We start from the raw sequence: 22,382 nt of genomic DNA, 5'->3' as shown, positions 1-22,382 counted from the left end.
ATATGCACAGCCGGACATGAATGAATTTGGTGACCAGACACCATATCAGGCGACTGTGCCAAAGAAGAAAAAAGGTGGAAAGATCGCATTATTTACATTTATAGGTGTTGTGCTGGTTGCAGCTATTGTTACTGCAGTTTATTTCTTTGTAAGAAAGACTCCTGCCGAGGCAATTAAGGCGGCAATGAAGAATACAGTTACCGAGTCGGTAGATTCATCACCGTTAGAAGATGTAATCGGCGTATCAGAGTTCAGTGAAGATAAGATGGATTTTGATATGAACCTGAAGGTGAACAGTATTTATAAAATGGATGGTTTATCCGGATCTACATACGGAATAAGCGGAGCATTTGAGAAGCAGAAGGATAATTCATATAATCTGAATCTGAATGGTTCCCTGACTATTGCCGGCGAGACCGTAAACGCAAATCTTTATGGCATTGACAAGGTTTTCTATTTTGAGATTCCTGAGCTGTATGATTCTGTGTTCAAGATGGATCTTGCGGCTATGCTGAAATCACTTGATACATCAGATATGGACGAAGCAACCCAGAATGAAGTAAAGGCGCTGTATGAGAAGTATATGGAGCCTGCTACAGAGGATTTGAAGAAAGCAGTTACCTATGACAGAGTAGGGAGCGCAGAGATTGAGAATCACAACGGCGACAAGGAAAAATGTAAGCAGTATACAGTTACACTTCCGACTGCTGATGTAAAGGCATATGTGACAGCACTCTGTAATTATCTGAATGCTTATGCATCTGATTATATTACTGATGATCAATTAGATGAGATCGGAGTTACAAGAGCTGAATTATCACAGGCATTTCAGTACATTCCAACTTATTATGGAATGATGTTCTCAAAAGATTTTGTTGTAAATATATATGTTAAGAAGAATCAGTTAGCAAGAATCAGTATGGATTATAAGTTTACTGCTCTTGGTGGAACTGCATCTGTTGTATGGGATTACATGGGTGAAGAACACCCGGCGGATGATGTTTATTTCTGTGCATCCGTAAAGAAGGACGAGAAGGAACTCGGATCCGTATCATTCAGTAAGAAGAAAGAGAACACAAAGGGCTCTTATGTATATAAATTAACAGACAGCGTTGTTGTAAATGATAAGGCTGTTGCCGGTCTGGAACAGACAGCGACCTTCACAAAATCGACAAATGCATTTGAAAGTCATCTGACATTGACTGCAAATGATGAGGCTGTATTTGCATATGATCTGACAGGAAGCCTGAAGGATGTCCGGAAGGGTAAATCCTTTGGCGCAACAGTTGATTCGTTTAAGGTTACGGATGGTGGCGATACCGTATATGCGGATCTTTCCGGTGATGTACAGTTTGGTGATCTTGGAAAAGAGATCGGGAAGCCGGACGAATCCAAGCAGGTTGTAGATTATACTGAGATGACAGATGAATATATGGAATCAAATATCAATCAGGAAGCAGCACAGAGAATTGTGTCAGCATGGGGTTCGGCACTTGGTTCTGCAGTTGATAACGGAGATATAGACATTGACGATTTTATTACATCGGATGCAACTACTGATGATGGTGACAATGATGATGAATATGTAATTGACAGTTCTTCCATTGATGATGTAGATTATTCCGGTTATGTCATGAAGGGTGAAGGCTATACAGTTGCCCTGAATGATCCGGCAGGTTACGACAGAGGATATGCAGATGATGAAGAGATAGATATCTACAATGACAAATATAATGCATATTATACATTGACACCGAACTGCGACAAAGAGAAGGAATGCGAGAACTTTATGACATATTTTGACTATCTTGGAGAAGATGGCAGCGTTCTTGATAAAAAGATGGAGCAGGTGACCGGAACTGATGGCAAGACAATGGACTGTTATGTAATAGATTCAGATATCTACGATATAAAGGTTCGTGATTATTACTATTTCTATCCGATCAACGATAAAGATTATATAGTTGTAAATGTAAATGTCTGGGCAAACGGAAAGGATCAGGAGGTTGATGCCGATATCACAGCCATCGCCAATGAGCTTGTCAATGGCCAGATCATAAATGTACAGGAGCAATAGGATAAAGGTATTCCGGGAGCACATATATGAATGTTGTAGAAGTAAAAAATGTAAGAATCGGTGAGGGTATGACAAAGATCTGCGTACCTATGGTAGCACCGACTGAGTATGATGTGGATATGCAGATACGAACGATCAAGAAATCTAAGACGGATCTGGTAGAATTCAGAGCAGACTGTTTTGAGGATTGTCTGGATATGGATGTATTGCTAAAAATACTTGAGAAGATTCAGGATGAGTTAGCAGAGTTTCCGATCGTATTCACATTCCGGACCAGAAGTGAAGGCGGAAGTCATGATATTACACCGGATCAGTACAGAGAAATGTTGTTACGAGTGGTTGAAAATGAACTGGTTGATCTGATCGATGTTGAATATTTCTATGATATTCCTTTTGTTACAGAAGTAATTGAAGCAGCGCATGATCATGGTATCAAGGTGGTTGTATCCAATCATGATTTCAAGACGACGATACCGATGGAACAGATTGTGGGCAGATTCAAGGAAATGATAGACACAGGTGCAGATATTGCGAAGATCGCAATGATGCCTGAGGATGGCTCACAGGTTGTCGACATGATGCAGGCTGCAAAGGAATTGCAGGAGTATGGGAATCAGACACCGCTTATCGTTATCTCTATGGGTGAGCTTGGCGTATCAACCAGAACAACCGGAGAAATGTATGGCAACTGCATCTCATTTGCAACTGCGGGTATTCCTTCTGCACCGGGCCAGATCGATGTGGAAGCACTTCGCAGTCAGCTTGAGATGATCCACAATATAATCGGCAGCTAGAGATGAAGGATGGAGACTGGATAGTTTTATTTGCAGAGGACAGAGATTTTCTGCGGATAAGATTCTCCGGTCTTTATTCTTATAGAACAGGAGAGATTGGCTTGAAAGAATATATTAATAAATATCTGGACAGATACAGTAAAAGAGACTATTATCCCTGGCATATGCCGGGACATAAAAGGCAGGATGTATTTGCGGATGATTTCTGGGAGATATTATTCCGTCGGGATTTTACGGAGGCGGAAGGGCTGGACGACCTTCATGAACCGGAGCTGTTCATGAAGGACAGTCTGGAGCAGATGAGACGATTCTACGGCACAAAGAAGACATATATGATGGTGAATGGTGCGACCGGTGGGATACTGGCAGCACTCTTTGCATGTGCACCGGAGCACGCAAGGATTCTGATGGGAAGAAACTGTCACAAATCTGTCTGCCATGCAGTAAGCCTGTTGAATCTGGAACCGGAGTACATTGTGCCGGAGCTTTTGCCGGGAACAGATATATTTGCAGATATTACACCGGAACAGATCGGGCAGAAGATACAGGAGATGAAGCAGAGAGGTGAGCTGCCTGCTGCTGTGGTTATCACTTCGCCGACTTATGAGGGCGTGATCTCGGATATCTGCGGAATTAAGAATGTACTTGTTCCGTATGATATCCCATTGATCGTGGATGAAGCACATGGAGCACATCTTCCGTTTATGCCGAAGCGGAATCTGTCAGCAGTTGCGGCAGGAGCGGATCTGGTTATCCAGAGCACACATAAGACACTTCCGGCATTGACGCAGACCGCACTTCTTCATGTGAATCGGAAAGATCTGATTCCGAGGGTGGAACGCTATCTGCATATTTTTCAGACGTCATCACCATCGTATCTGTTCACACAGAGCATGGAGAAAGCGGTCGTATATGCAGTGAATCACCCGGAAGTATTTGACGCATATCGAAAACGGCTAAAGCATTTTAGAAAAAAATGTAAGGAATTGAAGCATATCAGACTGTTACAACCGAAGCAGACATGTTATGCTTATGATAAATGTAAGCTGGTATTCACAGTGACGGGCATATACCCGGAGAATATGGATAATACAGATGGCAAAAAGTATGAAAAGGCGACCGGCCCATGGCTTGCCCATGTACTGGCAGAGAACTTTCATCAGGTGGTTGAGATGGCAGGAGCACAGCATGTGATCGTCATGACATCATTTGCGGATAAGAGAAAAGCGCTTGATCGTCTGTATGAGGTCTTAAAACAGATAGATTCAGAACTGGAAGAGGCGTCTGATGAAGCGGGAAGAGATGCAATCCGGGAGTATGATACAGATTCGACACTGTCGGAGACGGAGGATGCCGTTTTGTTTAATACAAGGTTTCATCTGCCGGAGCAGATTATGACGCCGGGCAGGGCGTGGACATTTGACAGTAGCAGAAAGAAGCTGACAGAGGCAGAAGGATGCACAGCGGCTGATTATGTGTATGCGTATCCGCCGGGAACTTCGGTTATCGTACCTGGTGAGAGGATTGACGCGCAGGTGATCCGGGATATCATACATATGGTGGAAACCGGGCTTAACATGATCGGAGTGGAATGTCCGCCGGATGGTATATATATACAGGTTATAAAAATGTTATAGTACAATAACATTTGGGGCTGTCAAAAGGGTTCGGTAATTGGATCCGGATTGGCGATATGATAAAACAGATAAAGGAGTATGGAACATATGCAGGGAATATTTATAACGATGGAAGGACCGGACGGAGCCGGCAAGACAACACAGATCGAGCTGTTAAAGGACTATCTGAATAAAAAAGGATATGACGTACTCATAACCAGAGATCCGGGCGGAAATGCGGTTAGCGAAGCGATCCGTGAAGTCATTTTGAATAAAGATTTTACAGAGATGGGATATATGACAGAGTTGTTATTATATGCGGCAGCGAGAGCACAGCTTGTAAAAGAGAATATCAAGCCGGCATTATCTGCAGGCAAGGCAGTTATCGCTGATCGTTTCGTAGATTCGTCAGCTGTATATCAGGGAATCGGACGGGGACTCGGAATTGATACTGTTTATAAGGTGAATGAATTTGCCTTACAGGGTATCCTGCCGGATATGACATTTTTAATGGATCTGGATGCGGAAGCCGGCATTGCCAGAAAGAAAAACCAGGCAGAGCTTGATCGTATGGAGCAGGAAAGTCTGGAGTTCCATAAGAAGGTTGTCGAGGGTTACAGATGCCTTGCTGAGATGAATCCTGACCGTATCGTAAAAGTTGATGCGGCTTTGCCAAAAGAAGCAATACATGATATAATAATTTCGTATGTAGAAAAATGGCTGGCAAGACCATAGCATAAGCAAGGAGAAGAGCATGATAGAATTTTCTGAAATTATCGGACATGAAGATATAATCCAGCATTTTAAGAGAAGTATAGAGATGGGAAAGGTATCCCAGGGCTATATTATAAATGGAGAAGAAGGCAGTGGTAAAAAGACTCTGACGCGTGCCATAATCAAGACTCTGGAGTGTGAAGAAGGCGGAACGGAGCCATGCTGCAAGTGCAAATCATGCAAGCAGATGGATACGGATAATCAGCCGGATGTTACATGGGTCACACATGACAAACCAAATGTGATCTCTGTAGAGGAAATCCGTGATCAGGTAAATAAGGATATAACGATCAAACCGTATAGCAGCCGGTATAAGATCTATGTGATCGACGATGCACAGCTTTTAAATGCAAATGCACAGAATGCTCTGCTTAAGACGATCGAGGAGCCACCGGAGTATGCGATCATTTTCCTGTTGACCAGCAATATTGACAAGATTCTTCCGACGATCATTTCCAGATGTATCGTACTGAATATTAAGCCTGTCAGAGAGCGGGATGTACTGGACTATCTGATGAATGAGCTGAAGCTTCCAAAGGAAAAAGCGGATTTCTGTATGGACTTTGCACAGGGTAATCTGGGTAAGGCGATCCGACTTGCGACCAGTGACGAATACAAGGAAATCATAGAGGATGTAACAGGTGTTCTTCGCAAGATCCCGGATATGACAGTCGACGATATTATGTTTGCGATCAAGAATATGAACCATCACAAGTTAAAGATCGGTGATTATATTGATCTGATGATGATGTGGTATCGCGATATCCTGATGTTAAAGATCACCGGAAATGCCGGACGGCTGATGTTCAAGGAATATTATACGGATATCCGCAAGCAGTCATCCCACATCTCCTATGAGGGAATTGAGGATGTCTTAAAGGCAATGGATAAGGCGAAGATCCGTCTGGAAGCAAATGTTAACTTTGATGTGGCTATGGAACTTATGCTTCTGACTATAAAGGAGAATAAATAATGAAAGAGATCATTGGAGTTCGGTTCAGACCGAATGGTAAGATTTATTTCTTTTCACCGGGAGACCATGATGTTGAGTGTGGACAATTTGTTATCGTAGAAACTGCCCGTGGTGTAGAATTCGGAAAAGTTGTACTGGGTAAGCGGAACATAGACGATGGTAAGATCGTATCCACTTTAAAGACGATCATAAGAGTAGCTACTGATGAAGATAAGAAAAGACACGAAGATAATAAAGAAAAGAGCAAGAAGGCATTTGCTATCTGTAAAGAGAAGATTGCAAAACATAAGCTTGATATGAAGCTGATCGAGGCCGAGTATACATTTGACAATAATAAAGTACTGTTCTACTTTACCGCAGATGGAAGAATTGATTTCCGTGAACTGGTAAAGGATCTGGCATCTGTATTCAAGACAAGGATCGAGCTCCGTCAGATCGGTGTTCGTGATGAGACGAAGATGGTTGGCGGTATCGGTATCTGTGGCAGGGAGCTGTGCTGCCATGAGCATTTGTCAGAGTTCGTTCCGGTATCGATCAAGATGGCAAAGGAACAGAATCTGTCATTGAACCCGACAAAGATATCCGGAGTATGCGGAAGACTGATGTGCTGTCTGAAACATGAACAGGACACATATGAGTATCTGAATGAGAAGCTTCCAAATGTCGGAGATTTTGTTCGGACAGTGGATGGAAATAAGGGTGAAGTCTTATCTGTAAGCGTACTTCGTCAGAAAGTAAGGATCGTGGTTACGGATAAGGATGATAATAAAGAGGTTATGGAGTATCCGGTCAGTGAACTGAAGTTCAAACCGAAGAAACGAAGAAATACAGAGCGTATCAGTGACGAGGAATATAAAGCACTGGAGGCGCTGGAAGATAAGGGAGGAAAATCCAAATTTGATGATTGATCTTCTCCCTGATGAACGTATAGATGATCTGCAATGCAAGGGGTATCAGATCATACAGAATCCCAATATGTTCTGCTTTGGCATGGATGCTGTACTGCTGGCAAATTTTGTAAAGCACAGACGGGATGGCATGTACATGGATCTTGGAACGGGAACCGGTGTTATACCGATCCTGCTGGCAGCAAAGGAACCGCCTGACGGAACCTGTCAGTTTGTCGGTCTGGAGATTCAGGATGCCTGTGCAGAGATGGCAGGAAAGAGTGTCAGATTAAATGATCTGGAACAGAAGGTTCGAATCGATCATGGAGATATCAGAGAGGTCTCCTGTAATTACAGGAAGGCCTCTTTTGATATCGTTACATCGAATCCGCCGTATATCAGCGGGAATCATGGACTGACAAATCCTGACGAGCCGAAGAATATTGCCAGACATGAGATCTGCGTGACGCTTTCAGATGTGATAGAGGCAGCGGCATATCTGCTGAAACCGGGTGGCAGCTTCTATATGATACATAAGCCGTTCCGGCTGGCAGAGATTTTTGAAGGGCTGCTGGCAAATGGACTGGAACCGAAACGGATGCAGCTTATTCATCCATATATTGATAAAGAACCGAATATGGTGATCGTAGAGGGCGTAAAGGGCGGTAATTCCAGAATCAAGATCGAGCCGCCGCTGATCGTCTATAAAGAACCGGGTGTTTACACGGAGCAGCTTCTCGATACATATGAAGGGGAAGCAAAGAAATAAAACAGACAGAACAGGAGAATCTACATGGCAGGTATATTATATCTGGTCGCTACGCCGATCGGGAATCTCGAAGATATGACATTCCGGGCGGTACGCACACTGTCAGAGGTGGATCTGATCGCAGCAGAGGATACGAGAAACAGTATCAAGCTGTTAAATCATTTTGAGATAAAAACACCGATGACCAGTTACCATGAATTTAATAAATATGATAAAGCAAAGGTTCTGGTGGACAAGCTTCTTACAGGAACAAATATTGCAGTTATAACGGATGCCGGAACACCGGGGATCTCAGATCCGGGTGAGGAACTGGTACGGCAGGCACTTGCGGCAGGAGTGACGGTAACAGCAGTACCGGGGGCATGCGCCTGTATCACGGCACTGATCTCATCGGGACTGCCGACCAGACGGTTTGCATTTGAAGCATTTCTGCCACAGGATAAGAAAGAAAAGGCAGAGGTTCTTGCAGAGTTAAAGGATGAGACCAGAACGATGGTGATCTATGAAGCACCACACCGATTACAGAAGACACTTGCGGAATTATTTGATACACTTGGCGACCGGAAGATTACACTTTGCCGGGAACTTACGAAACGGCATGAAACAATCGAGCAGTTCGTGTTGTCAGAGGCAATCAATTATTATGAAGAGCATGAACCGAGGGGCGAATATGTAATGGTGATCGAGGGAATGGATGTGGCTGCGGCAAAAGCAGAGAGGCAGCAGGAGTTCCTTTCGATGACGATAGAGGAACATGTCGCTATGTATGAGAAACAGGGCATGACGAAAAAGGACGCGATCAAACAGGCGGCAGCAGACCGTGGCGTTCCAAAGCGTGAAGTATATAATGTGGTTATGCGATAGAAATAAACAGTTGTAAAGCTCATGCCGGAATTATTCATGAGAGATAGAAATGATGATTTGCAGGCAGTTATAAACAGATGAAAGGTGAAAGGGGTATAAACATATGGCGTGGTTGGAGATATCAGGAACAGTTGGCAGGGTGGCAGTCTGCCTCGGATTTTTTATTGCAGGTATGGCGATTTTCTATCTGTTGACAAAGGTGATCTACCGGATACCGGAGAAGCAGCAGTTAGAGCGGTTGCACGAACCGGGAAAATTCAGAAATGCAGGGATTGTTATATTTGGCGGTGTGGCAGCGGTTTTATTTACCGGATTTTTCGGTATGGGATTACAGGGGATTATTTATTTTCTGTTTCTGGCAGTTCTTACCGTAGTGACCTTTATAGATATGGATACCATGGAGATCCCATTTATGCTGAATGTCATTATCTTTGTGATGGGCGTGGTATCTCTGATCCTTCAGTTCGTGTCGGATGCAGTTCCGGGATCTGAGTTTCTTGCAATGGATGAGGTTACGATCGTATCCAGACTGATCGGAATGATCTGTATCAGCCTTCCTTTATATCTGATCGTTCTGTTTATTCCGGAAGGCTTTGGCGGCGGAGATATCAAGCTGATGTTCGCTGCCGGCTTCTTGCTTGGCTGGAAAGCAACAGTGGTCGGTTTCTTTATCGGTTTGATCCTTGGCGGAATCTATGGTGTGATCTGTCTGGTTCGCAGAAGTCATGGTAAAAACGACCATTTTGCATTTGGCCCGTTCTTAAGCGTGGGGCTTGCGATCGCACTTTTCTGTGGAAATATCATCATGAATCATTACATCGATTTTATAAAAGCGGCTATGAATCCTGAGATATAGAAAAAACTGCTTGTGTATTCAAGGGAGATTGAGTATACTAAAGGGTATGGATGTTTAACGCGTTAAAGCGTTTGAGCGAAAAAGTTACAATGTATGGAGGAATATGGAAATGCCGATTATAGATTATCTGGAAAGAAATGCCAGAGAATTCGGGGATGACGTAGCACTGGTTGAGATTAATCCTGATGTCACAGAGACAAGGAGAGTAACATGGAGAGAATATGAGCTGATCGAGGCGAATCCAACCTGTCAGTATAGAAGAGAGATCACGTGGAATGTATTTAACGAGAAAGCAAATCGTTTTGCAAATCTTCTGGTCTCCAGAGGAATCCGGAAAGGAGATAAGATCGGTATACTGATGATGAACTGTCTGGAATGGCTTCCGATCTATTTTGGAGCATTAAAGACAGGAGCTTTGGCAGTACCGCTTAATTTCCGTTATGATGCAGAGGAGATCAAATACTGTGTAGAGCTTGCAGATGTGGATGTTCTGGTATTCGGTCCGGAATTTATCGGACGAGTAGAAACAGTTGTAGATGAGATTGCAGAGAAGCGTATTTTGTTATACGCAGGCGGTAACTGTCCGACATTTGCAGAGGACTATGATAAGCTTACGGCAAACTGTTCCAGTACCTTTGAGAAAAGAGATATCAAGGACAGCGACGATGCGGCAATTTATTTTTCATCAGGAACTACGGGTTTCCCGAAAGCAATCTTACATAACCATGAGAGCCTGATGCATGCAGCTACGGTGGAACAGAAGCACCATGGACAGACAAAGGATGATGTATTCTTATGTATTCCGCCTTTATATCATACAGGGGCAAAGATGCATTGGTTCGGAAGTCTGATCACAGGCGGAAAAGCAGTTCTGTTAAAGGGCGTTAATGCAAAGACTATTCTTCAGACCGTATCAGATGAACAGTGTACCATTGTATGGCTGTTAGTACCATGGGCACAGGATCTGTTGCTGGCATTAGAATCAGGTGAAGTAAAATTATCGGATTATAAGCTGGATCAGTGGAGACTGATGCATATCGGAGCACAGCCGGTTCCACAGAGCCTGATCAAACGTTGGAAAGAATACTTCCCGCATCATCAGTATGATACGAACTATGGTCTGTCAGAGTCTATCGGACCGGGCGCGGTACATCTGGGTGTTGAGAATATCGATAAAGTCGGTGCGATCGGCGTTCCGGGATATGGATGGCAGGTGCGCATTGTAGATGAAGATGGTAAAGATGTGAAGCAGGGAGATGTCGGAGAACTGATATTAAAAGGTCCCGGTGTTATGACCTGTTATTATAAGAATCCAGAAGCAACGGCTGAGACATTAAAAGACGGATGGCTGTATACCGGAGATATGGCGGAACAGGACGCAGATGGATTTATCTATCTGGTTGACCGTAAGAAGGATGTCATCATCAGCGGTGGTGAGAATATCTACCCGGTACAGATTGAGAATTTCTTAAGTAAATATCCGAAGATCAAGGATGTAGCTGTTATCGGACTTGCGGATCCGAGACTCGGTGAGATTACAGCGGCAATTATTGAGACAAAGGATGGCATGGAATGTACCGAAGATGAAATCAATGAATTTTGTAAGGAACTTCCAAGATATAAGAGACCAAGAAGGATTATTTTTGAGGATGTACCGAGAAATGCAACCGGTAAGATCGAGAAGCCGCTCCTTCGTAAGAAGCATAAGAGCGATAACCTTGTTGCAGCCGAGAATAATGCATAAAGAGATCACAGATCGTGGCATTATACAGATAGAGAAAGCAGAATCTGATATGTGTTCTTTACAAACTCAGATGTGTGTGCTTAAATATATAGTCGGAATCACAAAATACAACAGGAAGGTAAGATAATCATGAAGACACCATTTGTAACAAAAGCACAGGTTGATGAGATGATTAAGAAATACCCAACACCATTTCATCTTTATGACGAAAAAGGAATCAGAGAAAATGCAAGAAAGTTATATCAGGCATTTTCATGGAATAAGGGATTTAAGGAGTTCTTTGCGGTAAAGGCGACTCCAAATCCTACTATTCTTCGTATCTTAAAGGAAGAGGGATGCGGTACGGCCTGCTCATCACTGACAGAGCTTATGATGTCAGATAAACTGGGATTTACCGGAGACGAGATCATGTTTTCATCCAATGATACGCCGGCAGAAGAATTTGTTCTTGCTAAGAAGCTTGGTGCAACGATCAATCTGGATGATTTCACACATATTGACTTCCTTGAAAAGACAGCAGGAATTCCTGAGAAGATCTGCTGCAGATATAATCCGGGTGGAACCTTCTCTATTTCCACAACAATCATGGACAACCCCGGAGATGCCAAGTATGGTATGACCAAGGATCAGATCATTGAGGCGTATCGTATCCTGAAGGGCAAAGGTGTAAAGAGATTTGGAATGCATGCATTTCTTGCAAGCAATACAGTGACGAATGACTACTATCCGGTTCTTGCAAGAACCTTATTTGAGGTAGCGGTTGAGATTAAGGAAAAGACAGGCGTAAAGCTTGACTTTATCAATCTGTCAGGCGGCGTAGGCGTTCCGTATACACCGGATAAAGAGCCGAATGATATCCTTGCGATCGGCGAAGGCGTAAGAAAGGTATATGAGGAGATCCTGGTTCCTGCAGGAATGGGTGACGTAGCTCTTTACACAGAGCTTGGACGATTCATGTTGGCTCCTTATGGCCATTTGATCACAACAGCGATTCATGAGAAACATACACACAAGGAATATATCGGTGTAGATGCATGCGCAGTTAATCTGATGCGGCCTGCCATGTATGGTGCATATCACCATATTACAGTTCTTGGTAAAGAGAATGAACCATGCGACCACAAATACGATGTAACAGGTTCGCTGTGTGAGAATAATGATAAATTTGCGATTGATCGTATGCTTCCAAAGATCGATATGGGAGATATTCTGGTAATTCATGATACAGGTGCACATGGCTTTGCAATGGGATATAACTATAACGGCAAGCTGAAATCCGCAGAGGTTCTCCTCTGTGAAGACGGCAGTACCAAACTGATCCGCAGGGCAGAGACACCGGATGATTATTTTGCTACATTAGACGGCTTCTGGAATGTGGATCTGAACGAAAAATAAGTTCACCTGAGACGGTTGAGAATCGTTGTGCCGGGTTATAGAAAAAAGCAAAAAAAACAGCCATTTTGGAGAAATATTTGTTCCCAAAATGGCTGTTTTAGTTTATACTGAATTTTAGTCAGGCTTTTTCAGGTTCCGGGTAATCAATACCAAATGTGTCAACAGTTACGGAAGCCATTTTCTGTTCTTTTACAGGACGATCACCGTAAGTTGTTCGGGTTGTTGCAATCTTATTTACAACATCCATTCCTTCGATTACTTTGCCAAATGCAGCGTATGCACCGTCTAAATGAGGAGCGGCCTTGTGCATGATAAAAAACTGGGAACCTGCAGAATCCGGTCGCATGGAACGAGCCATGGAGAGAACACCTTCAGTGTGCTTCAGGTCGTTCTTGAAGCCATTCTGTGAGAATTCACCTTTAATGCTATAGTTTGGTCCGCCCATTCCGGTTCCTTCCGGGCATCCGCCCTGAATCATGAAACCATTGATGATACGGTGAAAGTTCAAACCATTGTAAAAGCCTTTTTTTACGAGTGAGATAAAGTTATTAACTGTATTAGGAGCAATGTCCGGGTACAGCTCAGCCTTTATAACATCACCGTTTTCCATTGTAATTGTTACTATTGGATTTGCCAAAATAAATCGCATCCTTTCATTTATGATGAGGCTATCATATCATTACAGGCTTTACAAAGTCAATGTTGGATGCATTGTTTTGGGTTGGGGTATATTTTTTATTGGGGAATAAAAAGTTACAAACAGAAAAAGGAGAAACGCAGAGTGAAGAACGGAAAAGGTATTAAGGTAATTATTGTATTGGTCGTCGTTATTGCCCTTGTTGTGATAGGCGGATTAAAGATTAAAAATGTCTATGATGGCTTTATGGATGAGTACAAGGGGACGGAGAGCGCATCGGGAACAGATGTAACGATCGAGATTCCGGAAGGAGCATCGTCAAAGAAGGTGGCAGCGATCCTGCATGACGCCGGACTGATCAAGTATGAATATGCATTTGTATTACGAGTGAAAGAATCAGAATACAGAGGACGGATCCAGCCCGGTACATTTACACTGAACACCGGAATGAGTACACTCGAGATGATAGAAGAACTTTGTTATGTAGAACCTGTCAAGGAAGTTGTTGATACACTGACGATACCGGAAGGATACAGTATCGAACAGATCGCAGCAAAATGTGAGGAGCAGGATATTTGCAGCTCGGAGGAATTCCTGAATGAAGTAAAGAACGGAAATCATCAGATCCCGTTCAGTACCGGAGACATGAATACAGATGGTGCGAAGTACGACCTTCAGGGATATCTGTTTCCGGCAACCTATGATATTTATGAAGATACGACTGCGGCAAGTCTGATTGATACGATGCTGGAAAAATTCCGGAGCGTTTATACCTCAGAATACAGTGCCAAGGCAGCAGATCTTGGATATACAGATTATCAGATCCTGATCATGGCATCAATCGTGGAACGTGAAGCAAAGATTGACAGTGAGAGACCGATCATTGCAGGTGTTATCTATAATCGTTTAAAGATCGATATGATGCTTCAGATGTGTCCGACGGTTCTGTACCCTCTGACAGACGGAATGTATGATAAGTCAGAGGTTACTTATGATGATCTGGAGATCGAATCACCATACAACACTTATAAAAATACCGGACTTCCGGTAGGACCGATCTGCAATCCGGGTCAGGCATCGATAGAGGCTGTATTATATCCGGATGAGAACGATTATCTGTATTATCATACCAGTGATGCCGGAGATGGAAGCCATATCTTCTCATCCACATATGATGAACATATTAATACGCAGTAATGTATTGGGCAGATTGCCGATTTCTTTTTAAAAAGACTTGCGATATATGGTGAAATTATATATACTTATAGAGTATGCATGAACAATGGGATAATTTGTTACCTTATATGCACAGCAGAACGTGTGATAGGAGGATTGTTTGATGAGAAAAGTGAATTTCAAAGTAAGAAATATAGGCTCTGAAAAGTATTTGTCTTATGTTTTGGATGATGAGACAGATCTGGATGAAGAGTTGCTTGATTACCTTGATGATAATAAAATTGCAGAACTCATTGATATCATTTATGAAGAAGATGATGAGAATGATTATCTTACATACAATATAACGGACAGAACAACAGTTGGAGCACTCCTTTCAGGCACGGTACATGCAGAGATGATGCTGGGTATAATCAGAGGGGTTGCATCAGGAATTATGAATATGCGTGATCTGGGAATCCCTGTTTCATATGTTATTCTGAATAAGGATTTTACATATGTAAATCCTGTAACGTTTGATGTAAAGATGATCTGTATTCCGGTAGGATCGGATGTGGCAGCAAATGCGGAATTTAAGGCTTTTGTAAAAGGCCTGATTCTGAATGCAACATATGCGGACGATGAAGATTGTAATTATGTTGCTAAGCTTATAAATATGCTGAATGTAGAGAAGTTCACGATCAGGGGATTTGTCGGGCAATTGACAGAGTTAATGGAATCTGCAGGTATGCAGGTGGAAGAAGAATTTATGGATGTCGGTGATTCAGGTGTGGAAGTATCACAGTCAGTTGAAGTTCCGCAGTCAGATACATCACTGGATGATCTTCCTGAGTTCAAGGATATTCTGTTTGACGACGATGATGATGGACTTGAGATGTACGATGAAGAACCTACTGAGGAGAATACGATATTCAAGGATCTGGATCTGAATGAGAATACTGACAGTATCGGAAGCTCGGTAAATATGGATGTCTTTGATGAGAGCAATCTTGAGGAGCTTACTTTAGACGAAGATACAGAGATTGAAGACGATGAATCGGAAGAAATTGCAGAGGAGACGGAAGTTGCGGAAGAAGCTGCGGGTGAGATCAAAGCTGCAACAGAGATCAAGATAGAGACTCCTGAGGATGACGGAGAAGCAGAAGGTATGACAGAGATGCTGGCATCCGAAGCTGAGGAGTCAGAACAGGCATTTGACATAAAGGAAGTTGCCCATACAGCAGAGGGTGTAACTGAGATTATGGCAGAAGAAAAGAAGAAGGAAGAAAAACCGGTTCTGATCGATACACAGGATCTTGATAATCTGATCGAGAATCCACCGGTAATAAAGAATATTAGAATCAATCGTGCTAAGATCATACAGAAGGCAGTAGATGAGACGGAAATAGATGAAGCAGTTGATAATCCGACAGAGCAGATCAGAGGCGCAGGTGATGTAGATGAGGCAGATGCAAAAGAACCTGAGACACTCACGACACCGGTTGTGCCTACGGAGAAGCCGGAGGAGGAGAGTTCATCAACCGGAACCACAGTAGAGCTTACAGGTGGAATGAGTGTTATAAAGGATCAGACACCTGAGGAAGAGAAGAAGCCTGCACCGGGCATACCAAAGGCGATGCCATATATTATTAGAGTAAACACGAAAGAACGTGTGATGGTTAACAAAGCGGTATTCAAGCTTGGTAAAGCAAATCGTGGTGTTGATTTCCGAATCGACGGAAATGGTGCGATCAGCAGAGTTCATGCGATCATTTATCAGAGAGATGATGGCTGCTACCTGAAAGACAACAAAGCAACCAATGCTACATTAGTAGATGGTGTGAAGCTTGAGGAAGGTCAGGAAGTAAAACTGAAGAATGATGCTATGATCACGATCGGCGGAGAAGATTTTATTTTCAAATTAAGTTAATAAATTTATCACCTCGGGGAGGGGTGAACACGAGCAGGTAGCAATACCTGCTTTTGGTGTATAACAAGATAGAATGGAGAAAAGGGTTATGAAGAAAAACAAAGTAATACTTACAAGAACCGGCGAGGAATATACATGCAAGTATCTGCTAGATGCTGCAGATGTTGTTGATACAAAAGTGGATATGGGTATGTCCGGAAGATTTCCACAGATCATTCCATATACACTTGAGGAAAAAGAAGGACAGAGAACATTTGTATATCAGATCGGTGAACGGATGCAGATGACAGAGTTTCTGAAAAAAGAGATCAATAAGAAACAGATGCTTACATTGTTGTATAATGTATTGTCTGCGCTTGAAACATTTGGAATGAATATGATATCCCTGAGCTATGTGGCTAAGGATATTCAGTATATATTTGTCAATCCTGAGACATTGGAGGTTTCCTTTATCGTCGCTGCAGTTGATAAAGAGATAACAGATCTGAATGAAGTCCGGGATTTCGTAAAAGCTATTATCTGTGATGCAACTTATTTTGAGATGGATAGAGATAATTATGTTGCACGTTTAATTTCATTCACAAATCGCAGAGGAACATTTTCTATCAGTGATATGAAGAAGTATGTGGATAATCTGTTGCTTGATATGGGTATCCACATCGAAGAAGAGAAAAAACAGGAAGTAAAAGAAAATAAAACGGCAGCTGATAAGGTAAGTCGTGTCGGAGTCATGCAGAATCAGGCTAAGATGTCACAGCCGGTATCTCCGATGTCAAACGGTCAGCCAATGCCGGGACGTCCGATGCCGATGCCGAACGGTCAGCTGATGCCGGGACGTCCGATGCCGATGCCGAATGGTCAGCCGATGCCGGGACGTCCGATGCCGATGCCGAACGGTCAGCCGATGCCGGGACGTCCGATGCCGATGCCAAACGGTCAGCCAATGCCGAATCGCCCAATGCCAATGCAGATGGGACCGGACGGCAAGCCGGTAGCACCGATGCCGAACGGTCAGCCAATGCCGAATCGCCCAATGCCAATGCAGATGGGACCGGACGGCAAGCCGGTAGCACCGATGCCAAACGGTCAGCCGATGCCGAATCGCCCAATGCCAATGCAGATGGGACCGGACGGTAAGCCGGTAGCACCGATGCCGAACGGTCAGCCGATGCCGAATCGCCCGATGCCAATGCAGATGGGACCGGACGGCAAGCCGGTAGCACCGATGCCGAACGGTCAGCCAATGCCGAATCGCCCAATGCCAATGCAGATGGGACCGGACGGCAAGCCGGTAGCACCGATGCCAAACGGTCAGCCAATGCCGAATCGCCCAATGCCAATGCAGATGGGACCGGATGGCAAGCCGGTAGCACCGATGCCAAACGGTCAGCCAATGCCGAATCGCCCAATGCCAATGCAGATGGGACCGGACGGCAAGCCGGTAGCACCGATGCCGAATGGTCAGCCAATGCCGAATCGCCCAATGCCAATGCCGAATCGCCCAATGCCAATGCAGATGGGACCGGACGGCAAGCCGGTAGCACCGATGCCAAACGGTCAGCCGATGCCGAATCGTCCGATGCCAATGCAGATGGGACCGGACGGCAAGCCGATAGTACCGCCGGTATCTTCGATGAATGGTGCAGCACCGATGCCGGAGAAGAAACCGGAGGCAGCACCGGTACCACCGATGCCGGAGAAGAAGCCGGAGGCAGCACCAGTACCACCGATGCCGGAGAAGAAGCCGGAGGCAGCACCGGTACCACCGATGCCGGAACAGAAGACAGATGCGCCGAAGCCACAGGCACCGGTGCCTTATCTGTTAAGAACAGCAACAAATGAAAAAATCTATATAAATAAGCCGGAATTTGCAATCGGAAGATCGACAACAAAGGCAGACTATACTGTAACCGATAATTCAGATGTCAGCAGAATCCATTGTATTATCGAGAGAAAGAATGGTGTCAGCTATATTAAAGACAATCAGTCAACCAATGGTACATATGTAAACGGAAAAAATATAGCAGGGCAGGAAAATGTATTTTTAACAAACAATGCAAAGGTTTCATTGGGAGATGAAGAATTTGTATATCATATAAGATAAGCGTGGGGACAACAGAGCAGGAGAGAAGTATGAAGTATAAAGCAGCGTATTACACAGACGTAGGAATAAAAAAGAAAAATAATCAGGATTCTCTGGCAATTAAGATTGCAGAGACGCCGAAGGGATCTGCGGTATTTGCAATTATCTGTGATGGTATGGGAGGACTTGCAAAAGGCGAGCTTGCCAGTAAAGAAGTGATATGTGCATACTGCGACTGGTTCGAGAAGGATTTTCCGGAACTGGTGATTTCCGGAACATTTAATGCTTCCATATTGAAACAACAGTGGGATATGATAGCAATTAATGAAAATGAGAAATTAAAAGCATACGGAGAAGCACAGGGGATCATGATCGGTACCACTCTGTCTGCAATGTTGATGTATGGAGAACATTACTACATTATCCATGTAGGAGACAGTCGTGTATATGAATTAACAACAGAGGTCACACAGCTTACGAAGGATCAGACGCTTGTAGCGCGTGAGGTTGCTGCCGGAAGACTGACACCGGAGCAGGCAGAGAAGGACAGCAGAAGAAGTATTTTATTACAATGTATCGGTGCATCACCTGTGGTAGAGCCTGATTTTATCAGAGGATATATCGAAGAAAATGCCTGCTACATGTTATGCTCAGACGGATTCCGACATAAGATATCAGAGAATGAGATGCTGGATCGTATCGGACCGAAAGCGGCGCTGGATGAAAATGCCATGCGTGAGGGTTGCGCTTTCCTTACAGAACTGGATAAGTACAGAAAGGAAACTGATAATATCACGGTATTGTTAATTAAGACAGAGTAGTGGGGAGATAAGATGACAGAATTAGGTACAGTATTAGATGGAAAATACGAAATACTGAAAAAAGTTGGTCAGGGTGGAATGTCAATTGTTTATCTGGCGATGGATAATCGACTGAATAAACAGTGGGCGGTTAAGGAGATCAAAAATGATGGTTCCAAAAGCGTTGAGACTCTGTTAAAGGGTCTTGAACGAGAGGCAAATATTCTTAAAAATGTAGATCATCCGGTTTTGCCGCGAATCGTTGACATCATAAATGAAAATGGAACGATTTATGTAATCATGGATTTTGTTGAGGGAAAACCTTTGAATGAAGTCCTGAAGGCAGAGGGAGCGCAGGAGCAGTCGGATGTAATTGAGTGGGGACGCGCACTTGCCAGTGCACTTGATTACCTGCATTCTATGAATCCACCTATTATTTACAGAGATATGAAACCATCCAATGTTATGTTAAAGCCGGATGGATCTGTGAAATTGATTGATTTCGGAACAGCAAAGGAATATGTAATAGAGAATAATGCAGATACGACAGCCCTTGGAACAAGGGGTTATGCTGCACCGGAACAGTTCGGTGATGCACAGGGACATGGTATCTATAATACAGATGCAAGAACAGATATTTATAATCTGGGTGCGACATTATATCATTTGGTAACCGGAAAGAATCCATGTGAACCGCCGTATGAGATCAAGCCGATCAGACAGTGGAATCCGATGCTTTCATCAGGACTTGAGCAGATCATTATCAAATGTTGTCAGCCAAATCCAAATGACAGATATCAGTCCTGTTCAGAGTTACTGTATGCGCTGGATCATTACAATGAATTGGATAATGAGTACCGGGCAAAGGCAAAGAAGAAACTGATCATGTTTTGTACGATGGGTGGATTGTCATTGGCATCTGTTGCATGTGCAGTGATCGGCGGCGTGAAGAAGAATGAGATCAAGGAACAGAATTACAGCAATAAGATCTTAGAGGCAGAGAATGCATTACAGGATAATGATGTAAATAATGCAATCAAAATCTATAAAGATGCGATCGCATTGGATGAGACATCTTCAGATGCATATCTTGGTTTGTTAGATACATATGCTTATTATTACGATGCCACACAAGATGCTGAGAAGACATCATCCGAAGGCATGGACAGTGGAGCTAAGCTTGGTGTGCGGTATGTAACCAAGTATATTGATAAGGTTCAGGATGATGTTGTTTATGAGGTAGCAATCCTTTATTACAATGAAATTCAGGATTACAAAGCTGCAATGCAGTATTTTAATCAGGTAAACGATAAAGAGAACTTCCCGGATGAAGCTGCACAGGCATCTTATTATTCCGCTATCTGTGAGAATAAGATCAAGAAGAATTCCAACTTTGCGAACAGCCAAGAGAACCTGTTTAATTTTGAAGAATATAATAGCAGCAATCTGGAAGATACCAATACAAGTAAATATGTGAATTATCTGAATATCGCTTCAATATATGTTGATAATCTTGGAAGTGAAGCAGACGATATGCCACAACGGACGATTGCCCTGTTGCAGGAAGCAAATGAGAAACTGGACGAGAACAGTACAGCATTATCAAATGCGTTCCCTGAGGATCGAAACGTAAAGTATTATACAGCACAGTACGCAAGGATCCTGTATTCGGTATATTCCTATGAAGCAGAAAATGCAACAACTGATGATCAGAGGGAATCCTTCTATCTGAAAGCAGTTGACGCATTGAATCGTTATCTTGCAAGTATCGATATTACAGACAAGAATATTTCTGACAATACAAAGAAATCTTATGTCAAATATATGAAGGAAGAAGCTGAGACATATATAGCACTTGCAGTTTCTAGCGGTAAGAAAGATTATTATGATTCAGCTGAAAAGATATATAAGACGGCAGAAGACAGCATGGGTACAGAGGATTTTGCGGCAGACATATATGTAAGTCATCTGAATTATCTGTACGACAGATATTCGGGAGAATACGGATCTAATCCAAAGAAGTGGAGAAGTGAAGGAATATCCAAGGTACAGGCAGTTTACAATGCAGGTAAGAAGATTAATATACTTGCAAATCGTGGTAACAATGAATGGAACTCGTTAATCGTGAATTCTGCAATTGCCGGAGTAATTGATGGCACAGCAGCTGCTAAGTGAGAGTGAGGGTGATAACAATGAATGAAACTATATGCAATATAATGTTATTCGGTGGCATAGCTCTTGCAGTTGTATTTGCGGTTGTTGCAGTTATTTTGTTTGTAAAGTTAGATATACCAAAGGTGATCGGTGATCTGTCCGGAAGTACCGCGAGAAAGCAGATCAGGGAGATCCGGGAAAAGGGATATGAGAGTGTTCAGGGAAGCGGTGCTTCCAAGAAGGACGCGATCAAGTCTAAGGATAGTACCGGAAAGATCGAGGTAAGAGATATCAAACGGAAGACCTCCCGTTCAGAAGAACTGGAAAAGAAAGGTAATGAACGGTATCAAAAGGCAGTCAATGAGCTTAAGAAAGAACAGCAGAGCCGGATGGATGAGTTCGAGCGTGAGACAGATATCTTACAGGGACCGGATGATTACGAGAAAGAGACAGATATCTTAACAGAACCGGATGATTACGAGAGAGAAACCGATATATTATCGGCGGATGTAGATTACGATGAGGCAACTGACGTATTGACGCCGGAAGATGATGCAGATGAAGCAACCGATGTTCTGACGATGGAAGATGATACAGAGGGAGCAACCGATGTTCTGACGATGGAAGATGATATGGAGGGAGCAACCGATGTTCTGATGATGGAAGATGATGCAGAAGGAGCAACCGATATTCTGGCAGCGGTGGATGATGAGGAAGCAACTAATGTTCTGACATCGGATGAAGAAGCAACGAACGTTCTTTTAAATGAGGCGGTTCATGGAACGAAGCCGGAAATAAAGGATCGTGCAGGTTTCAAGATAGTAACAGATATCGTCGTAGTACATACAGATGAATCAATATAAGGAGGGAATGA

Annotated in this window: 18 protein-coding genes; 17 read left to right on the top strand and 1 reads right to left on the bottom strand. The window is 43.3% G+C overall.

Annotated features, from left to right (window positions below; translation table 11 throughout):
• The 11 genes from CLOL250_RS14175 to CLOL250_RS07330 form a co-directional block, all read left to right on the top strand.
• Window positions 1-2,077: hypothetical protein (locus CLOL250_RS14175; protein WP_274922258.1), on the top strand; the 2,077-nt coding region annotated here is incomplete at its 5' end.
• 26 nt (window positions 2,078-2,103) lie between these two features.
• On the top strand, window positions 2,104-2,871 hold the full coding sequence (gene aroD / locus CLOL250_RS07375) for a type I 3-dehydroquinate dehydratase (protein WP_008401660.1): 768 nt from the start codon (window positions 2,104-2,106) through the stop codon (window positions 2,869-2,871).
• A 101-nt stretch (window positions 2,872-2,972) separates the two neighbouring features.
• Window positions 2,973-4,508, top strand: a complete 1,536-nt coding sequence (locus CLOL250_RS07370) for an aminotransferase class I/II-fold pyridoxal phosphate-dependent enzyme (protein WP_274922257.1) — start codon at window positions 2,973-2,975, stop codon at window positions 4,506-4,508.
• A gap of 87 nt (window positions 4,509-4,595) precedes the next feature.
• Entirely contained in the window at window positions 4,596-5,222 is a 627-nt protein-coding gene (gene tmk / locus CLOL250_RS07365; protein ID WP_044945510.1) for a dTMP kinase, read from the top strand.
• Window positions 5,223-5,241: 19 nt separating this feature from the next.
• On the top strand, window positions 5,242-6,234 hold the full coding sequence (locus CLOL250_RS07360; RefSeq protein ID WP_008401656.1) for a DNA polymerase III subunit: 993 nt from the start codon (window positions 5,242-5,244) through the stop codon (window positions 6,232-6,234).
• On the top strand, window positions 6,234-7,142 hold the full coding sequence (locus CLOL250_RS07355) for a PSP1 domain-containing protein (RefSeq protein ID WP_008401654.1): 909 nt from the start codon (window positions 6,234-6,236) through the stop codon (window positions 7,140-7,142). Before CLOL250_RS07360 ends, CLOL250_RS07355 begins: the two co-directional genes overlap by 1 nt.
• On the top strand, window positions 7,135-7,890 hold the full coding sequence (locus tag CLOL250_RS07350; protein WP_008401653.1) for a tRNA1(Val) (adenine(37)-N6)-methyltransferase: 756 nt from the start codon (window positions 7,135-7,137) through the stop codon (window positions 7,888-7,890). The genes CLOL250_RS07355 and CLOL250_RS07350 overlap by 8 nt, the downstream gene beginning before the upstream one ends.
• A gap of 24 nt (window positions 7,891-7,914) precedes the next feature.
• On the top strand, window positions 7,915-8,754 hold the full coding sequence (rsmI, locus tag CLOL250_RS07345; protein WP_008401651.1) for a 16S rRNA (cytidine(1402)-2'-O)-methyltransferase: 840 nt from the start codon (window positions 7,915-7,917) through the stop codon (window positions 8,752-8,754).
• Between the two features lie 103 nt (window positions 8,755-8,857).
• Window positions 8,858-9,610 (top strand): prepilin peptidase, encoded by a 753-nt coding sequence (locus CLOL250_RS07340; RefSeq protein ID WP_008401650.1) that lies wholly within the window; start codon window positions 8,858-8,860, stop codon window positions 9,608-9,610.
• A gap of 109 nt (window positions 9,611-9,719) precedes the next feature.
• Window positions 9,720-11,354 (top strand): class I adenylate-forming enzyme family protein, encoded by a 1,635-nt coding sequence (locus tag CLOL250_RS07335; RefSeq protein ID WP_044945506.1) that lies wholly within the window; start codon window positions 9,720-9,722, stop codon window positions 11,352-11,354.
• Window positions 11,355-11,483: 129 nt separating this feature from the next.
• Window positions 11,484-12,749, top strand: a complete 1,266-nt coding sequence (locus CLOL250_RS07330) for a diaminopimelate decarboxylase (RefSeq protein WP_008401646.1) — start codon at window positions 11,484-11,486, stop codon at window positions 12,747-12,749.
• Between the two features lie 118 nt (window positions 12,750-12,867).
• Here CLOL250_RS07330 and CLOL250_RS07325 read toward each other — a convergent pair whose 3' ends face one another.
• Window positions 12,868-13,398, bottom strand: coding sequence for a peptidylprolyl isomerase (locus CLOL250_RS07325; RefSeq protein ID WP_008401645.1), 531 nt, complete (start codon window positions 13,396-13,398; stop codon window positions 12,868-12,870).
• Window positions 13,399-13,530: 132 nt separating this feature from the next.
• On the opposite strand from CLOL250_RS07325, the gene mltG reads away from it, so the two are divergent.
• The 6 genes from mltG to CLOL250_RS07295 all read left to right on the top strand — a co-directional run bounded on the left by mltG (window position 13,531) and on the right by CLOL250_RS07295 (window position 22,371).
• Entirely contained in the window at window positions 13,531-14,583 is a 1,053-nt protein-coding gene (gene mltG, locus CLOL250_RS07320; RefSeq protein ID WP_044945499.1) for an endolytic transglycosylase MltG, read from the top strand.
• A gap of 142 nt (window positions 14,584-14,725) precedes the next feature.
• Window positions 14,726-16,471: an FHA domain-containing protein gene (locus CLOL250_RS07315; protein WP_008401642.1), complete on the top strand. Its 1,746-nt coding sequence runs from the start codon at window positions 14,726-14,728 to the stop codon at window positions 16,469-16,471.
• Window positions 16,472-16,559: 88 nt separating this feature from the next.
• A complete protein-coding gene (locus tag CLOL250_RS07310) occupies window positions 16,560-18,575 on the top strand; it encodes an FHA domain-containing protein (RefSeq protein ID WP_044945496.1) in 2,016 nt (671 codons plus the stop codon).
• Window positions 18,576-18,604: 29 nt separating this feature from the next.
• On the top strand, window positions 18,605-19,375 hold the full coding sequence (locus CLOL250_RS07305) for a PP2C family protein-serine/threonine phosphatase (protein WP_044945493.1): 771 nt from the start codon (window positions 18,605-18,607) through the stop codon (window positions 19,373-19,375).
• Between the two features lie 12 nt (window positions 19,376-19,387).
• Window positions 19,388-21,529, top strand: a complete 2,142-nt coding sequence (locus tag CLOL250_RS07300) for a serine/threonine protein kinase (RefSeq protein WP_008401639.1) — start codon at window positions 19,388-19,390, stop codon at window positions 21,527-21,529.
• A 17-nt stretch (window positions 21,530-21,546) separates the two neighbouring features.
• Complete coding sequence (locus tag CLOL250_RS07295; RefSeq protein WP_008401638.1) at window positions 21,547-22,371, top strand: hypothetical protein; 825 nt, start codon at window positions 21,547-21,549, stop codon at window positions 22,369-22,371.
• The last annotated feature ends 11 nt before the right edge of the window (window positions 22,372-22,382 follow it).

This window comes from Clostridium sp. L2-50, from assembly GCF_000154245.1.
In the GTDB taxonomy this organism is placed as follows: Bacteria; Bacillota; Clostridia; order Lachnospirales; family Lachnospiraceae; genus Coprococcus.
The sequence above is the reverse complement of the archived record's forward strand: the minus strand, read 5'-3'. Positions and strand labels throughout refer to the sequence as shown.